Source organism: Sulfuricaulis limicola (assembly GCF_002355735.1).
Classification (GTDB): Bacteria; Pseudomonadota; Gammaproteobacteria; order Acidiferrobacterales; family Sulfurifustaceae; genus Sulfuricaulis; species Sulfuricaulis limicola.
Window position 1 is genome coordinate 220,396 of record NZ_AP014879.1, and the last position, 17,016, is coordinate 237,411.

At 63.8% G+C, this 17,016-nt stretch carries 18 protein-coding genes; 6 read left to right on the top strand and 12 right to left on the bottom strand.

Annotation, left to right across the window (positions count from 1 at the left end; all coding sequences use genetic code 11):
• Positions 1-36: 36 nt before the first annotated feature.
• A complete protein-coding gene (locus tag SCL_RS01075) occupies positions 37-1,995 on the bottom strand; it encodes a TonB-dependent copper receptor (protein WP_096359215.1) in 1,959 nt (652 codons plus the stop codon).
• Positions 1,996-2,040: 45 nt separating this feature from the next.
• On the bottom strand, positions 2,041-2,586 hold the full coding sequence (locus SCL_RS01080) for an energy transducer TonB (RefSeq protein WP_197702664.1): 546 nt from the start codon (positions 2,584-2,586) through the stop codon (positions 2,041-2,043).
• Between the two features lie 300 nt (positions 2,587-2,886).
• On the opposite strand from SCL_RS01080, the gene SCL_RS01085 reads away from it, so the two are divergent.
• Both SCL_RS01085 and SCL_RS01090 read left to right on the top strand, forming a co-directional pair.
• Positions 2,887-4,167 carry an ATP-binding protein gene (locus tag SCL_RS01085; protein ID WP_096359216.1) on the top strand — a complete coding sequence of 427 codons (1,281 nt, stop codon included), beginning with the start codon at positions 2,887-2,889 and terminating at the stop codon, positions 4,165-4,167.
• On the top strand, positions 4,164-4,715 hold the full coding sequence (locus tag SCL_RS01090; protein ID WP_096359217.1) for a response regulator transcription factor: 552 nt from the start codon (positions 4,164-4,166) through the stop codon (positions 4,713-4,715). The genes SCL_RS01085 and SCL_RS01090 overlap by 4 nt, the downstream gene beginning before the upstream one ends.
• 129 nt (positions 4,716-4,844) lie before the next feature.
• Here the strand turns inward: SCL_RS01090 and hflD are convergent, their stop codons facing one another.
• The 3 genes from hflD to SCL_RS01105 form a co-directional block, all read right to left on the bottom strand.
• Positions 4,845-5,507, bottom strand: a complete 663-nt coding sequence (gene hflD / locus SCL_RS01095; protein WP_096359218.1) for a high frequency lysogenization protein HflD — start codon at positions 5,505-5,507, stop codon at positions 4,845-4,847.
• A gap of 107 nt (positions 5,508-5,614) precedes the next feature.
• Positions 5,615-5,875, bottom strand: a complete 261-nt coding sequence (locus tag SCL_RS01100) for a metal-sulfur cluster assembly factor (protein ID WP_096359219.1) — start codon at positions 5,873-5,875, stop codon at positions 5,615-5,617.
• A 116-nt stretch (positions 5,876-5,991) separates the two neighbouring features.
• Positions 5,992-6,432, bottom strand: a complete 441-nt coding sequence (locus SCL_RS01105; protein ID WP_096359220.1) for a VOC family protein — start codon at positions 6,430-6,432, stop codon at positions 5,992-5,994.
• Positions 6,433-6,560: 128 nt separating this feature from the next.
• Here SCL_RS01105 and SCL_RS01110 point away from each other — a divergent pair, with 128 nt between their 5' ends.
• Both SCL_RS01110 and SCL_RS01115 read left to right on the top strand, forming a co-directional pair.
• The gene (locus tag SCL_RS01110) at positions 6,561-7,706 is read left to right on the top strand and encodes a patatin-like phospholipase family protein (protein WP_096361782.1); all 1,146 of its coding nucleotides are present in this window, start codon (positions 6,561-6,563) and stop codon (positions 7,704-7,706) included.
• Positions 7,703-7,903, top strand: a complete 201-nt coding sequence (locus tag SCL_RS01115; RefSeq protein ID WP_096359221.1) for a DUF2905 domain-containing protein — start codon at positions 7,703-7,705, stop codon at positions 7,901-7,903. Before SCL_RS01110 ends, SCL_RS01115 begins: the two co-directional genes overlap by 4 nt.
• 637 nt (positions 7,904-8,540) lie before the next feature.
• Here the strand turns inward: SCL_RS01115 and SCL_RS01120 are convergent.
• The 7 genes from SCL_RS01120 to SCL_RS01150 all read right to left on the bottom strand — a co-directional run bounded on the left by SCL_RS01120 (position 8,541) and on the right by SCL_RS01150 (position 15,371).
• On the bottom strand, positions 8,541-9,002 hold the full coding sequence (locus SCL_RS01120) for an outer membrane lipoprotein (protein ID WP_096359222.1): 462 nt from the start codon (positions 9,000-9,002) through the stop codon (positions 8,541-8,543).
• Positions 9,003-9,079: 77 nt separating this feature from the next.
• A complete protein-coding gene (locus SCL_RS01125) occupies positions 9,080-9,337 on the bottom strand; it encodes a DUF2249 domain-containing protein (protein WP_096359223.1) in 258 nt (85 codons plus the stop codon).
• Between the two features lie 201 nt (positions 9,338-9,538).
• Positions 9,539-13,066 (bottom strand): FAD-dependent oxidoreductase, encoded by a 3,528-nt coding sequence (locus SCL_RS01130; RefSeq protein ID WP_096359224.1) that lies wholly within the window; start codon positions 13,064-13,066, stop codon positions 9,539-9,541.
• A 130-nt stretch (positions 13,067-13,196) separates the two neighbouring features.
• Positions 13,197-13,394, bottom strand: a complete 198-nt coding sequence (locus SCL_RS01135) for a YgaP family membrane protein (protein ID WP_096359225.1) — start codon at positions 13,392-13,394, stop codon at positions 13,197-13,199.
• Positions 13,395-13,467: 73 nt separating this feature from the next.
• Positions 13,468-13,941 (bottom strand): cyclic pyranopterin monophosphate synthase MoaC, encoded by a 474-nt coding sequence (gene moaC, locus SCL_RS01140; RefSeq protein WP_096359226.1) that lies wholly within the window; start codon positions 13,939-13,941, stop codon positions 13,468-13,470.
• A gap of 95 nt (positions 13,942-14,036) precedes the next feature.
• The gene (gene moaB / locus SCL_RS01145) at positions 14,037-14,576 is read right to left on the bottom strand and encodes a molybdenum cofactor biosynthesis protein B (protein ID WP_096359227.1); all 540 of its coding nucleotides are present in this window, start codon (positions 14,574-14,576) and stop codon (positions 14,037-14,039) included.
• A 90-nt stretch (positions 14,577-14,666) separates the two neighbouring features.
• Positions 14,667-15,371, bottom strand: a complete 705-nt coding sequence (locus SCL_RS01150) for a Crp/Fnr family transcriptional regulator (protein WP_096359228.1) — start codon at positions 15,369-15,371, stop codon at positions 14,667-14,669.
• Between the two features lie 127 nt (positions 15,372-15,498).
• On the opposite strand from SCL_RS01150, the gene SCL_RS01155 reads away from it, so the two are divergent.
• Both SCL_RS01155 and SCL_RS01160 read left to right on the top strand, forming a co-directional pair.
• Complete coding sequence (locus SCL_RS01155; RefSeq protein ID WP_096359229.1) at positions 15,499-15,762, top strand: thioredoxin family protein; 264 nt, start codon at positions 15,499-15,501, stop codon at positions 15,760-15,762.
• A gap of 31 nt (positions 15,763-15,793) precedes the next feature.
• The gene (locus tag SCL_RS01160) at positions 15,794-17,011 is read left to right on the top strand and encodes a molybdopterin molybdotransferase MoeA (RefSeq protein ID WP_096359230.1); all 1,218 of its coding nucleotides are present in this window, start codon (positions 15,794-15,796) and stop codon (positions 17,009-17,011) included.
• Positions 17,012-17,016: the final 5 nt, after the last annotated feature.

Below are 17,016 nucleotides of genomic sequence, written 5' to 3' on the forward strand. Positions count from 1 at the left end.
ACAAGATGTCGCACCGGCCGCCAACCGCCGTCAGATTCAATCCAGCGCGATGCTCGCCTTGAGCCAGAGATTGCGCCCCGGTTCATTCACGCGCGTGGTCTGCGTGTAACCCGCCACCGCGGCCCCGGCGCGGCTGATGTGCTCGGCATAGGCCATGTCGAACAGGTTGTCGATGCCGGCGCTGATGAGCGTTCCCTTCTTCGGGCGGTAGCCGGCGTTGAGCGAATACACCGTGAAACCCGGTGTCGGTCCGATATCCTGCCCGACGACACTGCCGTAACCGACTTGCACCCGGTCCTGGTTGTCCACGGCGCGCGCCAGCACGCCGAACGACCAGGTCCTGTCGTCGTATCCGAGTCCGAGGCGTCCTTCGAGCGGCGGGATCTGCGCCAGCGGCACGTGGTCGGTGTCGTTGTCACCGCGAACCCAGGCGAGCGCCGCCGTGGCCTTCCACGCTCCGCCCAGCGCATAGGCCAGGTCGGCCTCGGCGCCATGGGTGCTGGCGTCGATGTTGCGCGCGGTGTTGTCGTTGCGCGTCAGAATGAAATCGTCGATCTTCGCGATGAAGACCGAGACCGAGGCGCGCCATTTTTCGCCGGTATGGATCACGCCGGCGTCGAGCTGGTTGCTCTTCTCGGGATCGAGAAAGAAATTGTTGTAGGTGCTGCGCTCCCACCAGTCGGCCGGGCGCTCGGCGTGCCCGAGCCCGACGTAATAGAGGCGCGGCGCCGTTTCCCGCTCATAGCGCAGGAACGCCGCCCGGGTGCGGTCGGTGTCGCTGCTGAGCGCGCCCGAGCCGGTGGTTTTTTCGTTGTCCACGTTGAGCCGGTCGAAGCGCAGGCCGCCGACCAGCCGTTGCCGGTCGTCCAGCGCATGTTCGGCCTCGGCGAACACGCCGGTGCCGGCGAAGGTCATGTCCGGCGTGCGCGCCACGGTATTGATGTCGGGGGCGGCCGTCATGCTGCTGGCGGTGCGCAACGTATGCTCGTTTTGCTGGTAATCGAGGCCAACGGTCAGGGAGGTATGGGAAGTCAGCAACAATTCGCCGGCCACGCGCGCGCCCTGCGTCGCGCGGTCCGGATTGCTGATCATGTACATCGCCGCCGTCTTCGGCCGCAGCGAGAAGTTGTCCATCACGTGATCCACGTAGTTGTGGTAGACCTGCGCCTCGAGTTTGCCGAGCAGCGGCGAGATGTTGGATTTCTCCAATTTCATTCCATAACCGGTGCGGTCGAACAGGGTGCCGTCCATGCCGCGGTCGGCATAGCGCGCCTCACCGTCGCTGCGGTCCACCGACAGTTCCACGCGCGTATTTGCGTCCGGCGTCCAGCCGCCGATGAAGCTCGTGCTCCAGCGTGTGTAGGCGGAGTGCACCTCGTTGCCGGCGCCGTCCTCGTAGTCGTTGGCGCTGGTGCGCGTGCCTATCACGCGCGCGAATCCGGCGGGTACGCCACCGGTGACGTCGAGTATTTCATCGTGGCGGTCGAAACTGCCGACCAGCACGCCGCCGAAGGCGCGCATGCCGGATTCCCCGAAGGCGCGCGCGTCGCGCTCGAACAGCGCGGTGCCGGCGAGGTTGCCGCCGCCGTAGAGCACGGTCTGCGGGCCCTTGAGCACGGTGATGCGGTCGTAGGACTCGGGAAACACATAGGCCGTCGGCGGGTCCATGCGCATGCCGCAGCCGCCGAGGATGTACTGGCCGTCCATGAGGACGTTCAGGCGCGAACCGGCCAGCCCGCGCAACACCGGGTCACCATCGGTGCCGCCCTTGCGCACCGCCGAGAAGCCCGGGATGTTTTTCAAATAGTCGGCGCCGTCATGCGCCGGCACCGGCTGGCGTGGAGATTTGGGATCGGTAACGATGGTCAACGGGTCCGAGACCTGCGGCGCTGTGACGATGACTTCATCGAGCAGGGGGTTGTCTTCGGACAGGGCGACGGTGGGCAGGGCGGTCATGAGGGCGAGTATCAGGGCGCGCCGGACAGGTGCTTGCATGCTTGGGTTTCCTTTGTGTCTTGAGTGGTGGTGAAGAGAATCGATTCAGCTTTCGAGGCGAAAAATGATCGGCACGTCGACCCAGGATTCGACCGGCGTGTCGCCGCGCCGTGCGGGAACAAAACGCCAGCGCCGCACGGTTTGCAGGGCGGCGTCATCGAGCACGGCATGGCCGCTGCTGCGCTTGAGCAGCACCTCATGGCTCATGCCGCTGGCGCTGACTTGTACGCTCAAGATCACCCGCCCCTGTGCGCCATGACGGCGCGCAACCAGGGGATAGGGCGGCTTGGGATTGTTCAACGTGGCTACGTCGTAGCGTGATTCGATCAGGGGTTCGCTGCCCGCGATTTCGGCGCTTTCCGGCACGGCCGTGGTCTCGGCATCGGGTTGGCCGGCGCCGGTTTCCGTGAGGTAGGGAATTTCCCGCGCGATGGAATTCGAAATGCTGGCCGATGCGGCTGAAGCTTTCGGCGCCGGATTGGCGGCCGGTTCCGCGAGCAGGGCGACTTCAATCGTTTCGAACATCCCCGGCCGGGGCGCGGAAACGGCGAAGGGCCCGAAGCCGAGCATGGCGCCAATATGTACGGCCACTGACAGGCCAAGGGCCGTCCAGGACGCGGGCGGGAGGTTATGCCGGTAAAACGCGATGCTCATCCGGATGGCAAAGCGAAATAGTCTGTTATTGTCGAGAACCGGAAACTAGAGGGGGCGTGGGCGGCAATCAATATGGCATATTGACGCAGGCCATCAATGGCCTGCGCCCTCCGGGCGCGCTAAAGCGCGCCCAAATTCGCTCCCGGCGAATTTGTGTCGCGCGACAAATTGACACACAGGCCGGACAGGGTTTTTATCGAGACCACAATATAGGAATATGTCCTCGGAATTTATTGCATGAGTGCCGCCGCGTCAGACGTTTCCTCGAACGCCATCAACCTGCGGCGCCTGATCGTGCTGCGCTGCATCGCGCTCGCCGGACAGTTCCTGGCGGTGTGGATCGCGGTAACCTCGCTGCACATGGCGCTGCCGCTGCGGCCGCTGATCGGCATCATCACCGCCCTGGCGCTGTTCAATTTTCTGACCTGGCTGCGCATGCAGCGCCCCTGGCCGGTGGGTGAGGCTGAATTGTTTTTCCATCTGGCGCTGGACGTGGCGGCGCTGACGGCATTGCTTTATTTCAGCGGTGGCTCGACCAACCCCTTCGTGATCCTTTATTTGTTGCCACTGGCGCTGACCGCCGCGGCGCTGCCCGCGGGTTATGCCTGGGCCATGGTGGCGGTGAGCATCACCTGTTATTCCCTGCTGATGTTTTATTACATCCCGCTGCCGCACAGTCACGGCGACCACGATGATTTCGGCCTGCATGTGCTGGGGATGTGGCTCGGCTTCCTGCTGAGCGCGGCGCTGATCGCCTGGTTCGCGGTGCGCATGAGCGAGACGCGCCGTTCGCGCGACCGCCTGCTGGCGCAGATGCGGGAGGATGAATTGCGCAACGAGCGCATCGTGGCGCTCGGCACGCTCGCCGCCGGCGCGGCGCACGAGCTGGGCACGCCGCTGTCCACCATGGCGGTGCTGGCCAAGGACATGGAGGGCGATGCCGCCGCGCCGTCGTCGATGCGCGCCAACCTGCGCGTCCTGCGCGAGCAGGTGGATCGCTGCAAATCCATCCTTTCGTCGCTGTCGGCCTCGGCCGGCGCGTCGCGCGCCGAGGGCGGCCGGCGCGTGCCGCTCGAGGTTTATCTCGCTGAAGTCGTCAATGACTGGCAGCAGATGCGCCGCGGCGTTTCCGTGCGACGTCATTTCGAAGGGCCGCGGCCGTCACCGGAAATCATCGCGGAGCAGACCCTGAGCCAGGCCATCGTGAACATCCTGAACAATGCCGCGGATTCTTCGCCCGACAACGTCGAGATCAAGGCGAACTGGAACGAGCGGGAACTGGTGCTGGAGATCAGTGACCGCGGCGGGGGGTTGACGCCCGAGACCGCGCGCGCCGCCGGCCAGCCGTTTTTCACCACCAAGGCGCCGGGGCAGGGCCTCGGCCTCGGGCTGTTTCTGGCGCATGCCGCCCTGCGCCGTTTCGGCGGGACGGTGCAGATGTATAATCGCGAAGGTGGCGGTGTATGCACGCAGCTCATGCTGCCCCTGGCCAATCTGCGCGTGGACGGTGTCCCATGAATGACGCAAATGCAGCGGACAAACCGAGCCTGCTCCTGGTGGACGATGACGTCACCTTCTGCCAGGTGCTGTCGGCGGCGCTGGAGCGGCGCGGGTTCACGGTGCACGTGGCGCACAGCGTCAGCCAGGGACTCACGGCGGCGGAAGCCGATCCGCCGGAGTATGCGGTGGTCGATCTCAAGATGCCCGGACCGTCGGGTCTGGAGCTGGTTAAAAAACTGAAGGAACTGGATGCGCACACCCGGATCGTGGTGCTGACGGGCTATGCCAGCATCGCCACCGCGGTCGAGGCCATCAAGCTGGGCGCCATTCACTATCTCGCCAAGCCGGCGGACGCCGATGAAATCGTCGCCGCCTTCCAGCGCGACAGCGGCAACGCCACGGTGGCAGTGGAGACCAAACCGCTGCCGCTGTCACGCCTCGAATGGGAACACATCCAGAAGGTGCTGACGGAGTGCGGCGGCAACATTTCCGAAACCGCGCGCCGCCTCGGCATGCACCGGCGCACCTTACAACGCAAGCTCGCCAAGCGGCCGGCACGGGCCTGACCGGCGGAAGTAGAACCTGCCTTAAACAAAGCCGTCATTCCGGCGCAAGCCGCAATCCAGAATATTATTTTTTGATTTAATAATCTGGACCCCGGCTTTCGCCGGGGTGACGAGTTTTTTAACGACCTGCTAGTTCTCCCGCGCCGCACCCAGGCTTTCAAGAATACCCGCCGCTTCGCCGGCAATCTTTTTCCGGCTGAACAGCAACTGCCAGCGGCTGCCGCCAAGCTGGTGCCACAGGAATGCCGAGCGGATGCCGGCGAACAGCGCCGCGCGTACCCTGGCGGCGATCAGCGGGTTACTCAGGTGGCCGTGTTCGCCGTTGACCATGATGCGCGGCGTCAACGTGCTGATGGTCTGGGTGTAGAGTTCCGCGAGTTTTTCCACCAGGCGCGGGTGCAGCGTCTCGCTGTTTTCCGCCGCCTCGAAAAATTTCATCTGTTCGCGGGTGGCCTCGATGCCGCGGCGGACGGCGTCCTGCATCTCCGGGTGCCGGCGCATCTGGCCTTCGAGGTGAATCATGCTGATGACATAGCGGGCGATCTCGACGTCGTTGGCATCGGTGTTGCCGCCGGCCAGCTTGTCGCGCAGCAGCTCCAGACCGGGCCGGACGCCTTGCGCGCCGCCGTACACGGACTCGGTGGTGGGCGCGTCGATGATCAGCAGGCTCTGCACGCTGGCAGCCAGGGTGGACGGCTCGGCGCGGCCTTCGCGCGCCAGTTGCTGCGCCAGCCGCGCGGCCTGGAACAGGCCGGCGAGGGCCAATATGCGGTCGGTATAGGCGGTGCTCATGGGATGCGGTCTGGCAGCAGTCGATGGGACGACCAGTTTAAACGCAAGCGGCGGGAGCGGCCAGAAACGGGATCGATCCGTGCCGCGCGGCGGGTGAAATGCCGGGCTCAGTCTTCCTTCATGCAGGCGCGCTCGACCTCGACGCGCTTCACGCCCGGCACGCCTTCGACGGCGCGCTTGATTTGCGCCACGATGTTTTCGGCGTAGGGGCAGTAGGGCGTGGTCAGCTGGATGTCGAGGTGCACGTAGTCGTCGACGATGTCCATCTCCTGGACAAATCCCAGATCGACAATGTTGTGTCGCAGCTCCGGGTCGATGACCTTCCGGAGTGCATCGTAGACCATGGCTTCGGTAATGCGCGTGACCATCGGGACAACCTCGGTATCAATGCAATGGACCCAGTCTAGCAAATCATGCCGCCGCTGTACCGCATACCCGATGGCCGTTATCAACTTAGGGGAATGTCGCCTGCTTCTGCATCACGTCACAGCCGCAGCGGCTTCACCGGCGCCTCCATCCATTCCTGTGCATGACGCCAGTCAACGCCTGGATCGTCCACGAACAGCTCGATTTCATTGCCGTCCGGATCGCGCAGGTACAGGCTCTGGCTCACGGTGTGGTCGGACATGCCCTCGATGTCATGACCGTGGGCGTGCACGCGGTCGCGCACCCGGCGCAGGTCGTCGAGGCTGTCGCCGACCTTCCAGCCCACGTGATACAGGCCGATGCGCCGGCCTGGCAACGGCCCGGGCGCCGCGCCGACCTCGATCAGCAATAACTCATGATGTGTGGCGCCGCCGGTGAGCATGGCGGCGCGGCCGTTGAAAATCCGTCCGGCGACCTCCAGCCCCACCACGTCGCGGTAGAACGCCGTGGATTTTTCCAGATCGCGTACGTAGAAAACCACATGCCCGAGGGTAACCATGGCTTTATCCTTGGTTGACTATAATAGGGGGCGACGCGGGCCATCATAAACCAGTTCGTGAAATCCCCGCGTCGTCATCGGCAGGCTTGGCGCAACAGGGACTCCGCGAAAGCGGAAACATGAAGGATATGGCGGATAAACCCAGGGTAGGGCTGATACTGGCCGGCGGCGGCGCGCGCGCGGCCTACCAGGTGGGCGTGCTCAAGGCCATCGCCGAACTGCTCCCGCGCGAATCCCCCAATCCGTTCCCGGTCCTGTGCGGCACCTCGGCCGGTGCCATCAATGCCACCACCCTGGCGATTTACGCCACCCGGTTTCACGAAGGCGTGCGGCGCCTCAACCACGTGTGGCGCAATTTCACCGTGCACCAGGTTTTCCGCGCCGACGTGCCCGGCGTATTTGCCAACGGCATGCGCTGGCTGGGTGCCATGATACTGGGCGGGTTGGGCCGGCGTAACCCACGTGCACTGCTCGACCGCGCGCCGCTGCGCCAGCTGCTGCAACGGACCATGCCCTGCGACCGGATTCAACAGTCGATCGACGCGGGCGCGCTGCATGCCCTGAGCGTCACGGCCTCGGGTTACAGTTCGGGACAGTCCGTGACCTTCTTCCAGGGCGTGTCCTCGCTGGCCGCGTGGCGCCGCTCGCGGCGTGTCGGCAGCGCGGCCAACATCACCATCGATCACCTCATGGCGTCTTCGGCCATCCCCTTCATTTTTTCCGCGATCAAGATCAATCGCGAATTTTTCGGCGACGGCTCCATGCGCCAGATCGCGCCCATCAGCCCGGCGCTGCACCTCGGCGCGGAGCGCGTGCTGGTGGTGGGCGTGCGTTATGAAAACCCTTCCGCGGCGCGCGCGGAGTCCGACGAATACCCCTCGCTGGCGCAGATCGCCGGCAATGTCCTGAACAGCATATTCCTGGATAGCCTCGAGGCCGACCTCGAGCGCCTGCAGCGCATCAACAAGACCATCAGCCTGATTTCCGCTGACCAGTTGCGCGAGGGCGGGGTGACGCTGCGCAGCGTCGACGTGCTGGTGATCGCGCCGAGCGCGGACCTGGAAAAAATCGCCGCGCGCCACGCGCACCACCTGCCAAGCTCGATACGCTTCCTGCTGCGCGGCCTCGGCGCCTTCAACCGCAACGGCTCGAACCTGGTGAGTTACCTGCTGTTCGAAAAACCCTTCTGCCGCGAGCTGATCGACCTGGGCTACAAGGACGCCATGCACCGCAAGGAGGAGATCCTGCGGTTCCTGGATATGCCGGGCGCATGACGCGCATTCTCGTCACGCTCGGAATTATTCTGATTGTTGTCGGGCTGGCCTGGCCGTGGCTAGTCAAACTCGGTCTTGGACGTTTGCCGGGGGATATCGTGATCGAGCGGGAGAATTTCCGGTTTTACTTTCCGATTACGACGATGGTTTTGGCCAGTTTAGTTGTGTCATTAATATTCTGGCTATTCCGAAAATAGACTAGTACCAATGAACACAACGGTGAAAGGGGTGTTGCGTTATTTTCTTGCCATAGTGGGAGGCTTAGTTCTTCTGGTTCCGCTCGGCGCCTTGTTTGATCGTATGAATTGGCCCGTTTTTCACGGCTGGGGGCTCATCCACGGGTCATTCATAATTGCCTGGCCGCTTTTAACTTGGTTATTGTTAAAGTTAGGACCATGGATCAAAAAAATTCGCAGTTAAGGGGACCAGGTTCATTTTTTGAGACGCTGAGCATTGAGAGGTTTTGCTAACCTCCCCGTAGCGCGCGCCGAGTACCGCAGCCCCACCGGGAGCAGTTAAGCGAGACCGTGTTCGAGCCCGAGGCGCGTTTCCCAGCGCCCGGCGAGTTGGTCGAGCGCCCGGTGGGGCGAGGAACGGAGGAAGATGTCGCGCGCTCCGGGGTGTGTTTCTTTTGGTTACTTTTCTTTGCACAAGCAAAGAAAAGTAACCTGCCGTGGGTCAGCCACCCACAAGTAATACGCGGGCGAAGCCCGCTCGACCATCACCCCTCTCCCCTTACAGGGGAGAGGGAACAAAAAGAAAAGCCGCCCGAAGGGCGGCTTTGTTATTTACTTCCTGGGTCCCCGCTTCCGCGGGGACGACGGCAAAGAAAAACTAGTGCGATACTCTCGTGACGCCACCACCCGACAGTATCCGCACGCGTTCGCCGACCTTGAATATCTCCTTCTCTTCGGCGGCCTGGGTCACGGCGATCAGGCGGCCGCCATCGAGCTTGACTGTAATCTCCACGCCTTTCTGCTTGGTGGTACCTTCTTCCACAGCCGCACCGGCAACGCCGCCGACGACGGCGCCCAAGACGCCGCCGATGATCTGACCTTTGCCGCCGCCTACATTGCTGCCAGCGACACCGCCAACCACGGCGCCGGCACCGGTGCCGACGCCGGACTTGGTGCCTTCAATCTTCACCTCGCGCACGGATTCCACCGTGCCCATCTGCACTTCCTGGACCCCGCGAGTCTGGGTGCGTTCGTAATCGCCGCTGCCAAGGCCGCCGGCGCAGGCGGAAAGCAGCAAGGTCGTCAGCAGACTGGCAATGAGTGCAACGGTGTGGCGCATGATCGTCTCCGGCGTTGGTAAATAAAAACCAGTGTATCACCCTTGGATACGCGCCGGCATGTCGAGTTCCCGACCGGCTACTGGCGCACGAAGTCTATAACGATCAGCCCCGGCTCGCGGTTGACGTAATTGATGCTGACCGTGGAGCCGTAACGTTGTTGCAGCTGGTTCAGCAGTGGAATCGGGTCGTGGTCGTTGGCAAAGCGCATGGTCTCGCCCGGTTGCAGCGCGTCGAGCGCGCCGAATATGGCGGCATGGCGAAAGCGCTTGGCGATGCCGCGCGCGTCGAAGGGGTAGATCTGTTCGGGCAGAAGATGCAGGTGCGGTCCGGACATGGGGCCTCCAGGTTAAGGTTGATCGGGTCGGTTTCACCCCGGTGGATTGACCCTCCGCCCGGCAGGTGAATACCCAAGCAATTTAATCAGGAATTAAACGGGGCACCTTGATGGAGATCAAGCCGGTTTGAAGCGCCCAACGTTGGGGTTCGGCGCTGCGCGCCTCACCCCAACCTACATTAAAACCAAAACTAGCGGGGTTCAAACGCGCGCGACCTGGTGTTGCGTCAACAGATAATCCAGCCACTGGCTGGTCAGGTGCTCCTGTACCCGGTTCTGCGACAGGCGCTGGTCGAGGTTGTCGAGGTCGACGATGTCGAGCGGCTGGTCCTGCCACGAGCAGCTGAACACCGCCTTGGTGCGCTTGCCGGTGGCAGGGTCGATCTGCCATTGCAGGCATTGCGAGCACACGCCCTTGAGACAGCATTGCATCGGGGTGTTGATCGAGCCGGTTGTCGCCGGTTGCTGCGTCAGGTACGGCTTAAGCTCCTTTTTGCGGCCGTCGCGGATCAGGCGCACCAGCCGGTTGCTGCCGACCACCAGCATGCGCGTGACTTCTTCGAGCTTGATCGGAACGTCGCCGAGCTTGCCCGCGGCGTATTGCACGATCGCGTCCAGCACCGGCGCGGTGACGGCGCGGTCCTGCGGCCGGCGCGGCTTGACCGGCGCGCCGCCGGCGGTGATCCACAGCACCGCGTCCGCGGCCGCCTCGATCTCGTCCTGGCAGAACACATCCTGCGCGCTGTCGAAGCAGCCGACGAACAGCACGCGGTTGTGCTTCTCACGCAGCGCTCTTCCGGTGGATTGCACGTGCGCCGCGCCGTGGCGGCCGCCGATGAAAAGAATGGTCTCACCGCCATCCGGAATGGTCGCGCGCACGCCGGTCGGGCCCATGAGCGCCACCGGCTCGCCCGGCTTCAGCCCCGCCACCAGGCGCGAGCTGGCGCCGCGCTCGATCACCATGAGCGACACCAGGCCCGTGGCCGGGTCGACGCGCGCGCCGGTCATGGCCAGCGCCTCGGTTTGCAGGCGCGTGCCGTCCACCAGCGCCGACTGCGTCTCGAAATTCTGCAGGCGGAAGAACTGTCCGGCCTTGAATCGTTTCGCCGCCATCGGCGCGCGCACCGTGAGCTGCACCACCGAGGGCGTGAGGCGCCGGACCGACTCCACCCGCGCGGCCAGCGCTTCCTCGATGCGCGCGCGGAATTGATGGTATTCCCTGACGTCGCCTTTCTGGTTCACGCGCGCGCCGAGCGTCGCCACGATTTTGGGATAGGTGCGCAGCCCGGAGGCGACGGCCTTGACCACGCTGCCGTGGAACACCGGGTGCGTATCGCCGAGAAAACTCACGTGCCGCCCCTCGGGGCTCGTGTAGGACGTGAATGGGCCGAAGTCGGGAATCTTGCAATGCGGCGCGACCGCGATCGGCTCCAGGCCGCCGAGCACGGCGTGGTGGGTCTGGTAGTGACCGCGTTCCTTGAGGAACGTGTTCTTGTGTTCGAACTCGTAGGCCACGTTCGGGCGCGCGCCGGTGGCGACCAGAATCGCGCGCGTCGGGATGACCACTTCCTCGCCGGTATCCAGCCACTTGCCGTTTTCATCCGGCCGCAGCCGTTTGGCCAGCAGCGCCTCGACCTGGCCGTCGGCGTCCACGCGCGCCTCTTTCGGGTCGAGGCCCTCGGCGTAGTAAATGCCTTCCTCGAAGGCCTTGATGATTTCCTCGTGGTTGCGGGTGTAGGCCGGCGACTGGTTCATGCCCTTGCGGTAGGCGATGGTGACGCCGCCCCACTGGCGGATGAGTTTCAGGAAATCGGGCGCGGTGCCGGCCGTGCGTGCGCGTTCACGCTCCGCGCGCACCGCGCGGCCGTGGGCGAGAAATTCATCGAGGATATTCAGCGAGGCCTTGTCGAGCCCGGCGCGCACCGCGGCTTCACCTTTGGCCTTGGCCAGCGTCTCGTAGCGCTCCAGCATCTTTTCGACCTGCACGATGTAATACGCCTGGATCTCGGTGGCGGTATCCACGCCGGTGAGGCCGCCGCCGATCACCACCGCCGGCAGGCGCACCTGCAGGTTGGCGAGGCTGGAATGCTTGGCGGCGCCGGTCAGTTGCAGCGCCATGAGGAAATCGTTGGCCTGGCGCATGCCGGGCGCGAGGCTGCCGGGGATGGGCAGGGCCTGCGGCAGGCCGGCGCCGATGCAGATGGCGATGTGATCGAAGCCGAGGTGCCAGGCGTCCTCCACGGTCAGCGTGCCGCCGAAACGCACGCCGCCGAACACCTGGAAATGCGGACGCCGCGCCAGCGACAGATAGATGAGCTTGAGGAAGTTCTTGTCCCAGCGGTTGGTGATGCCGTACTCGGCCACACCGCCGAAGCCCGCCATGATGCGGGTGTCGAGGGATTCCTCGAGCGTCGTGAAATCGCGGATCGGCTCGCGCACCAGCTCCTCGGGCAGTGGCTCGATCTTGAGCCCTTCCGCGCCGACCACGGCGAAGCCTTCCATGAGCATGTGATGCGCCAGCGTGAAGCCCGCCGGGCCCATGCCGAACACCAGCACCTTGAGGCTGTTATAGGGTTTGGGCAACCATTGTTGTGGGCGCAGCGGGTTCCAGCGGATCAGCAGGTCGTAGATCTCCACACCCCACGGCAGGTCGAGCACGTCGGTGAGGATGCGTGTCTCGGCCTGCGGGATGTTCACCGGGTCCTGCTTCTGGTAGATGCAGGCCTTCATGCAGTCGTTGCAGATGCGATGCCCGGTGGCGGCGCACATCGGGTTGTCGACCGTGATCATGGCGAGCGCGCCGATGGTATGCCCCGACTTTTTCAGGCTGTGCATCTCGGAAATCTTCTCGTCCAGCGGGCAGCCGGTGAGCGTCACGCCCAGCGGATTGACCTTGAGGCCCTTGTCCGGCTCACCTTTTTTTTCCGGGAAACCTTTGGAGCAGAAGTCGCCGTCGTGGTCGTGGCAGTAGATGCAGTAATTGATTTCGTTCTGCACCTCGCGCGCGCCCATGCGCGGGTCGGTGAGCCGGAAGCCGTCGCGCGGGCGCAGGTGCTCCGCCGGCCCGGCCACGCGCCCGACGGCGTCGTTGAGCGGCACGATCGGGACCAGCCTCTGGTGGTCGATGCCCTCCGGCAGGCGGAAGCTCACCCAGCCTTTGACCGCGGCCTTGCCCTCGGGCACGGTGAGCGCGCGCAGGCACCAGCGCGTGAGTTTCTCGATGGGCTCAGCATGGGCCTTTTCGTCCAGCAGCAATTTCTCGCCATATTTCGCGATCGCCAGCTCGCGATCAGTGGAGTCGAGGCTCGCCTGTTTGAGTGTTTGCGTCAGCCACGCGTCCAGTTCGGCGAAGCTCTCGAATTCCTCTTTTTTCAGCAGGCGCCGGCGGGCGCGGCGCTGCACGAACAGTTTCTTGAAATGAAACACCGGATCGTGCGCCAGCGTGCCGCGGCGCGTGGCTTCCAGCGCATCCCGGATGTTGAAGAGATGGGCGATGAACTCGTCCAGCACCGGCCCGCAGGCAAGCAGCAGTTCGCTCACCTGCAACGGCGTGAGGGTTTCCTTGCCGGCGCGCCAGGCGATGAGAGAATCGTGCGCCTTGGCGTCGTGTTCGCGCAGGCGCTCCAGGAACAGGCCGTCGATCTTTTGCAGGCCTTCCGGCGTGAACAACTCGGCGAAGGTCAGGCCGTGATTCAGCACCAGGGCCGGCGACAGTTCGGGTCGGGACATGAGGGCTTCGATGTAAATCTTGTGTTGGCTGGTTCAGCGAGCGCGTATTGTAAGTCCTGCTACGCCGGAATGCATGAGACAAAACGCGACGCCCGGCAATTTGGGGCCGGGCGTTGCGACGGGCCGTACGCTATTTCGTCTTGCAGGTGTTGATGCCGAGCAGCGCCCAGCCCGGGCACCAGCCAAAGACCACGGTCAGGATGGGAATAATCCCGATCAGCCCGAGCCAGCGCAGGTTGCCTTCCAGAAAGTACAGCAGGCTGAGGAGTCCGATACCTATTAGAACGCGCAGGGTCTTGTCGACAGGATGACCGACATTGCATTGCATAAAACCTCCTTTTGCTCGGGGAAAATATCCCCATCACTATAAACAGGTAACGTGGGGCAGGGCCGGCCTCATTTCAACGCCGCCACTCGCCCGATTTCCCGCCGGATTTGGCCACCAGACCGATGTCGGTCAGCGTCATGCCGCGATCCACGGCCTTGCACATGTCATAGATGGTGAGCAGGGCGATTTCGACGGCGGTCAGCGCCTCCATTTCGACGCCCGTCTGCGCCCGGGTGCGCACGGTGGCGCGACAAAATACCGCAGAACGTTTTTCATCGGCCGTCAGCTCGATATCCACGGCGCTGAGGGGAATGGCATGGCACAGCGGGATGAGCTCGGCGGTTTTCTTGGCCGCCATGATGCCGGCCACGCGCGCCACCGCGAGTACGTCGCCTTTTTTGTGCCCGCCTTCAATGATGAGCCGGAGCGTTTCCGGCTGCATGCGGATCAGTCCTTCGGCCACGGCCTCACGCGCGGTAATGTCTTTCGCGCCCACGTCGACCATGCGCGCCGCGCCGGATTCGTCGAGATGGGTCAGTTTGGCCATAAAAAATTCCTGATTTCTAATTTCTGATTCCTGACCGGACTACGCAACGTGATACTCAGAGTCAAATATGACAAATCTGAAATCAGGAATTCGGTTCATTTGGGCGCCGGATCGTGCCGGATGCGCGGCAGCATTTCGGTGAGGTTGCAAGGACCGGTGGTTGCGTTCAACTGCGGCAGAATGATCTTGTCCATGCCGGTGCGGCAGGCACCGGTCGAGCCCGGCAGGCAGAAGATGAAGGTGTCGTCGGCCACGCCGGCGAGCGCGCGCGACTCGATGGTGGAAGTCCCGATCTCCTCGTAGGACAGCCAGCGGAACAGCTCGCCGAAACCGGGGATGGGCTTGGTGATGAGCGGCGCCACGGCCTCGGGTGTCACGTCGCGCCGGGTCAGGCCGGTGCCGCCGGTGGAGATGACCGCGTCCACGCTTTTGTCCGCTACCCAGGCACGCAACTGTGCGCGCAGTTTCTCGACGTCGTCTGGCAGGATGACGCGCGCCGCCAGCTTGTGTCCGGCGCTTTCCAGCCGTTCCTGGATGAGATCGCCGGAAGTGTCGTTCGCGCGCGTGCGCGTGTCCGACACCGTCAGGATCGCGACGTTCAGGGGGATGAAAGGGCCTTTGGTTTTTTTGCTCATGAATGGAATCAGTGAAAAGTTAAAAGTGTAAAGTGAAAAGTTTATGAGGTTTTCATTTTACATTTTTAACTTTTCATTTTTCACTGCTTTTTACTCTTTCGGCGGCAGGTGCACGATCTCGCGCAGGGCCTGCACGTCGCGGATGGTGATGTGATTGCCGTGCACCTCGATCAGGCCGCCCTGGCGCAGCTTGGCCAGGATGCGCGACAGCGTCTCCGGCTGGATCGCGAGACGCGAAGCGATGACGCCCTTGGGCGTGGTGAGCTGCACCTCGGGCGAGGTCCTGACGTCGCGCGGGATTTCCTCGAGCAGATAGGCCACCAGGCGGTAGGTGGCGTTTTGCAGCGTCAGGCTTTCGATCTGGTTCACCAGCATGTGCAGGCGCCGGCTCATGGAACCCAGCAGGCCGAAGGTGGCGTCGCTCGAATCGCGCAACAGGTTGAGAAAGGCCTTCTGCTCGAAGGCGTAGAGCCGGCTTTCGTTGATGGCTTCGGCGTTGACCGGGTAGCGCCCCTGGGCGCCCATGAACATGACCGCCTCGGCGAAGGTCTCGCCCGGGCGCATGATCTCGATGATTTTCTCGTCGCCTTCCGGAGACAGGCGGAACAGCTTGACCAGTCCATCGCGCAGGAAATAAAACCGTTCCGCCGGCTGTCCCTGGCGGAACAGCGTCTTGCCGGTATCGAGATGGATGTCCTGCATGCCGTTGACGAGCGTTTGCAGATGCGGCTCCGACATGTCGGCGAACAGGTAGGCGCGGCGCAACTCGCGCGCGGCATCGGGTGATCGGTTCATGGCGTAATCATAACCTCAGTCAGGGCCGCTTGACCAAGGTCAATGCCCTTGCCGGCGCTTCACTCCAATGTACCTCGGCGTTGCTCCGTGTGCGTTTCACCCTCGGCCCGAAGGATAAAGACAGGTTATGAAGGTACAACTGGTGGTCACGGACGCGTGCGCGCCGTGTGATCAGGCCGAGGCGGTCTGGCGCGTGGTGGCGGCCGAACGCGAACTGGATTTCACGGTCGTGCACCTGGACTCGCCCGAGGGCCAGTGGATCGTGAACCGCTGGCGGCTGCGCACGGTCCCGGCGCTGGTCATCGACGACAAGCTGGTGGCCATCGGCGTGCAGAGCCCGGTCGAGGCGCGCGCCTTGGTGGCGCGGGCGCCGCAGCGAAAATATCCCTGAATCAGGGCAGGCTCTGGGACGGGGACGCGAAATGCGCTACCGTCTTGGGATGCTGACTTTGGAACAAGCCCGCGACGCCATTCTCGCGGAAGTAACGCCATCGGCCTCGACGCAGACAGTGTCGTTGGCGCAGGCGCATGGCCGTTTCGCCGCGCAGGAACTGCACGCACAGGTCGATAACCCCGCGTTCGACAATTCCGCCATGGACGGCTATGCCGTGCGCGCCGCCGACCTGGTGGCCGCCGGTTTCGCGCTGCCGCTGCGCGGCGAGTGCCGCTGCGGCGATGCGCCGGGCAAGCTCGCCGCCGGAACCACGATGCGCATTTTCACCGGCGCGCCCATGCCCGAGGGTGCCGACACCATCGTGATCCAGGAGGATGTAAAGTTCGAAGACAACAGGGTCATTTTTCCCAAATCGGCGCAGCCGGGCAGTCACCTGCGCCGCCGTGGCGAGGATTTCCGGCGCGGCGATACGCTGTATCGTCCCGGACGAAAACTGTCGGCTTACGACCTGGCGCTGTTGTCCGCCGCCGGTGTGGCGGAAATTCCGGTTTATCCCCGGGCGCGCGTGCTGGTGGCCGCCACCGGCGACGAGCTGGTGGCGCCCGGCACGCCGCTGCAACCCGGCCAGATATACGAATCCAATCGCCTGGCGACATTATTATTGCTGCGCGAGCTGGGCATGGACGCCGTGGACGGCGGCACGGTGCGCGACGACCCGGCCGCGTTGCGCGCCTGGCTCCAGTCCTCCACGGATTATGACTTCGTCATCACCAGCGGCGGCGCCTCGGTCGGCGATCACGATTTGGTGAAGCAGGTGTTCGCCGAGATCGGCGAGATAAAATTCTGGAAGGCGAAGATCAAGCCGGGCAAGCCGATCGCCTTCGGGCGCGTGGGAACGCGCACGCATTTTTTCGCGCTGCCCGGCAACCCGGTGTCGAGTCTCGTGACCTTCAAGCTGTTCGTCGAGCCCGCGCTCATCGCCTGGCATCACGGCGCCTCGCACCTGCCGCAACTGGCGGCGACCGCCGCCAACGATTTCCGGCGTCACCCCGGCCGCACCGAGTTCTTGCGCGCGCGGATCGTGGCCGAAGGTGGCAAGCTCGTCGCCACCGCCCTGCGCGGCCAGGGCTCGCACATGCTGGGACCGCTGCGCGAGACCAACGGATTCATCCGCGTCGAGGCCGACAGCGCCGGTTTCCAGCAGGGTGAATCGGTTGTGGTTATTCCCTTGAGCACGGAATTCTGACGGCG

What these genes read in the sequence shown, in the direction of transcription:
- SCL_RS01130 (WP_096359224.1), bottom strand. Translation starts at nt 13,066, where the DNA reads ATGTCCCGACCCGAACTGTCGCCGGCCCTGGTGCTGAATCACGGCCTG.
- SCL_RS01110 (WP_096361782.1), top strand. Translation starts at nt 6,561, where the DNA reads ATGGCGGATAAACCCAGGGTAGGGCTGATACTGGCCGGCGGCGGCGCG.
- SCL_RS01135 (WP_096359225.1), bottom strand. Translation starts at nt 13,394, where the DNA reads ATGCAATGCAATGTCGGTCATCCTGTCGACAAGACCCTGCGCGTTCTA.
- SCL_RS01075 (WP_096359215.1), bottom strand. Translation starts at nt 1,995, where the DNA reads ATGCAAGCACCTGTCCGGCGCGCCCTGATACTCGCCCTCATGACCGCC.
- SCL_RS01100 (WP_096359219.1), bottom strand. Translation starts at nt 5,875, where the DNA reads ATGGTCACGCGCATTACCGAAGCCATGGTCTACGATGCACTCCGGAAG.
- SCL_RS01115 (WP_096359221.1), top strand. Translation starts at nt 7,703, where the DNA reads ATGACGCGCATTCTCGTCACGCTCGGAATTATTCTGATTGTTGTCGGG.
- moaC (WP_096359226.1), bottom strand. Translation starts at nt 13,941, where the DNA reads ATGGCCAAACTGACCCATCTCGACGAATCCGGCGCGGCGCGCATGGTC.
- SCL_RS01085 (WP_096359216.1), top strand. Translation starts at nt 2,887, where the DNA reads ATGAGTGCCGCCGCGTCAGACGTTTCCTCGAACGCCATCAACCTGCGG.
- moaB (WP_096359227.1), bottom strand. Translation starts at nt 14,576, where the DNA reads ATGAGCAAAAAAACCAAAGGCCCTTTCATCCCCCTGAACGTCGCGATC.
- SCL_RS01150 (WP_096359228.1), bottom strand. Translation starts at nt 15,371, where the DNA reads ATGAACCGATCACCCGATGCCGCGCGCGAGTTGCGCCGCGCCTACCTG.
- SCL_RS01105 (WP_096359220.1), bottom strand. Translation starts at nt 6,432, where the DNA reads ATGGTTACCCTCGGGCATGTGGTTTTCTACGTACGCGATCTGGAAAAA.
- hflD (WP_096359218.1), bottom strand. Translation starts at nt 5,507, where the DNA reads ATGAGCACCGCCTATACCGACCGCATATTGGCCCTCGCCGGCCTGTTC.
- SCL_RS01155 (WP_096359229.1), top strand. Translation starts at nt 15,499, where the DNA reads ATGAAGGTACAACTGGTGGTCACGGACGCGTGCGCGCCGTGTGATCAG.
- SCL_RS01090 (WP_096359217.1), top strand. Translation starts at nt 4,164, where the DNA reads ATGAATGACGCAAATGCAGCGGACAAACCGAGCCTGCTCCTGGTGGAC.
- SCL_RS01125 (WP_096359223.1), bottom strand. Translation starts at nt 9,337, where the DNA reads ATGTCCGGACCGCACCTGCATCTTCTGCCCGAACAGATCTACCCCTTC.
- SCL_RS01160 (WP_096359230.1), top strand. Translation starts at nt 15,794, where the DNA reads ATGCGCTACCGTCTTGGGATGCTGACTTTGGAACAAGCCCGCGACGCC.
- SCL_RS01120 (WP_096359222.1), bottom strand. Translation starts at nt 9,002, where the DNA reads ATGCGCCACACCGTTGCACTCATTGCCAGTCTGCTGACGACCTTGCTG.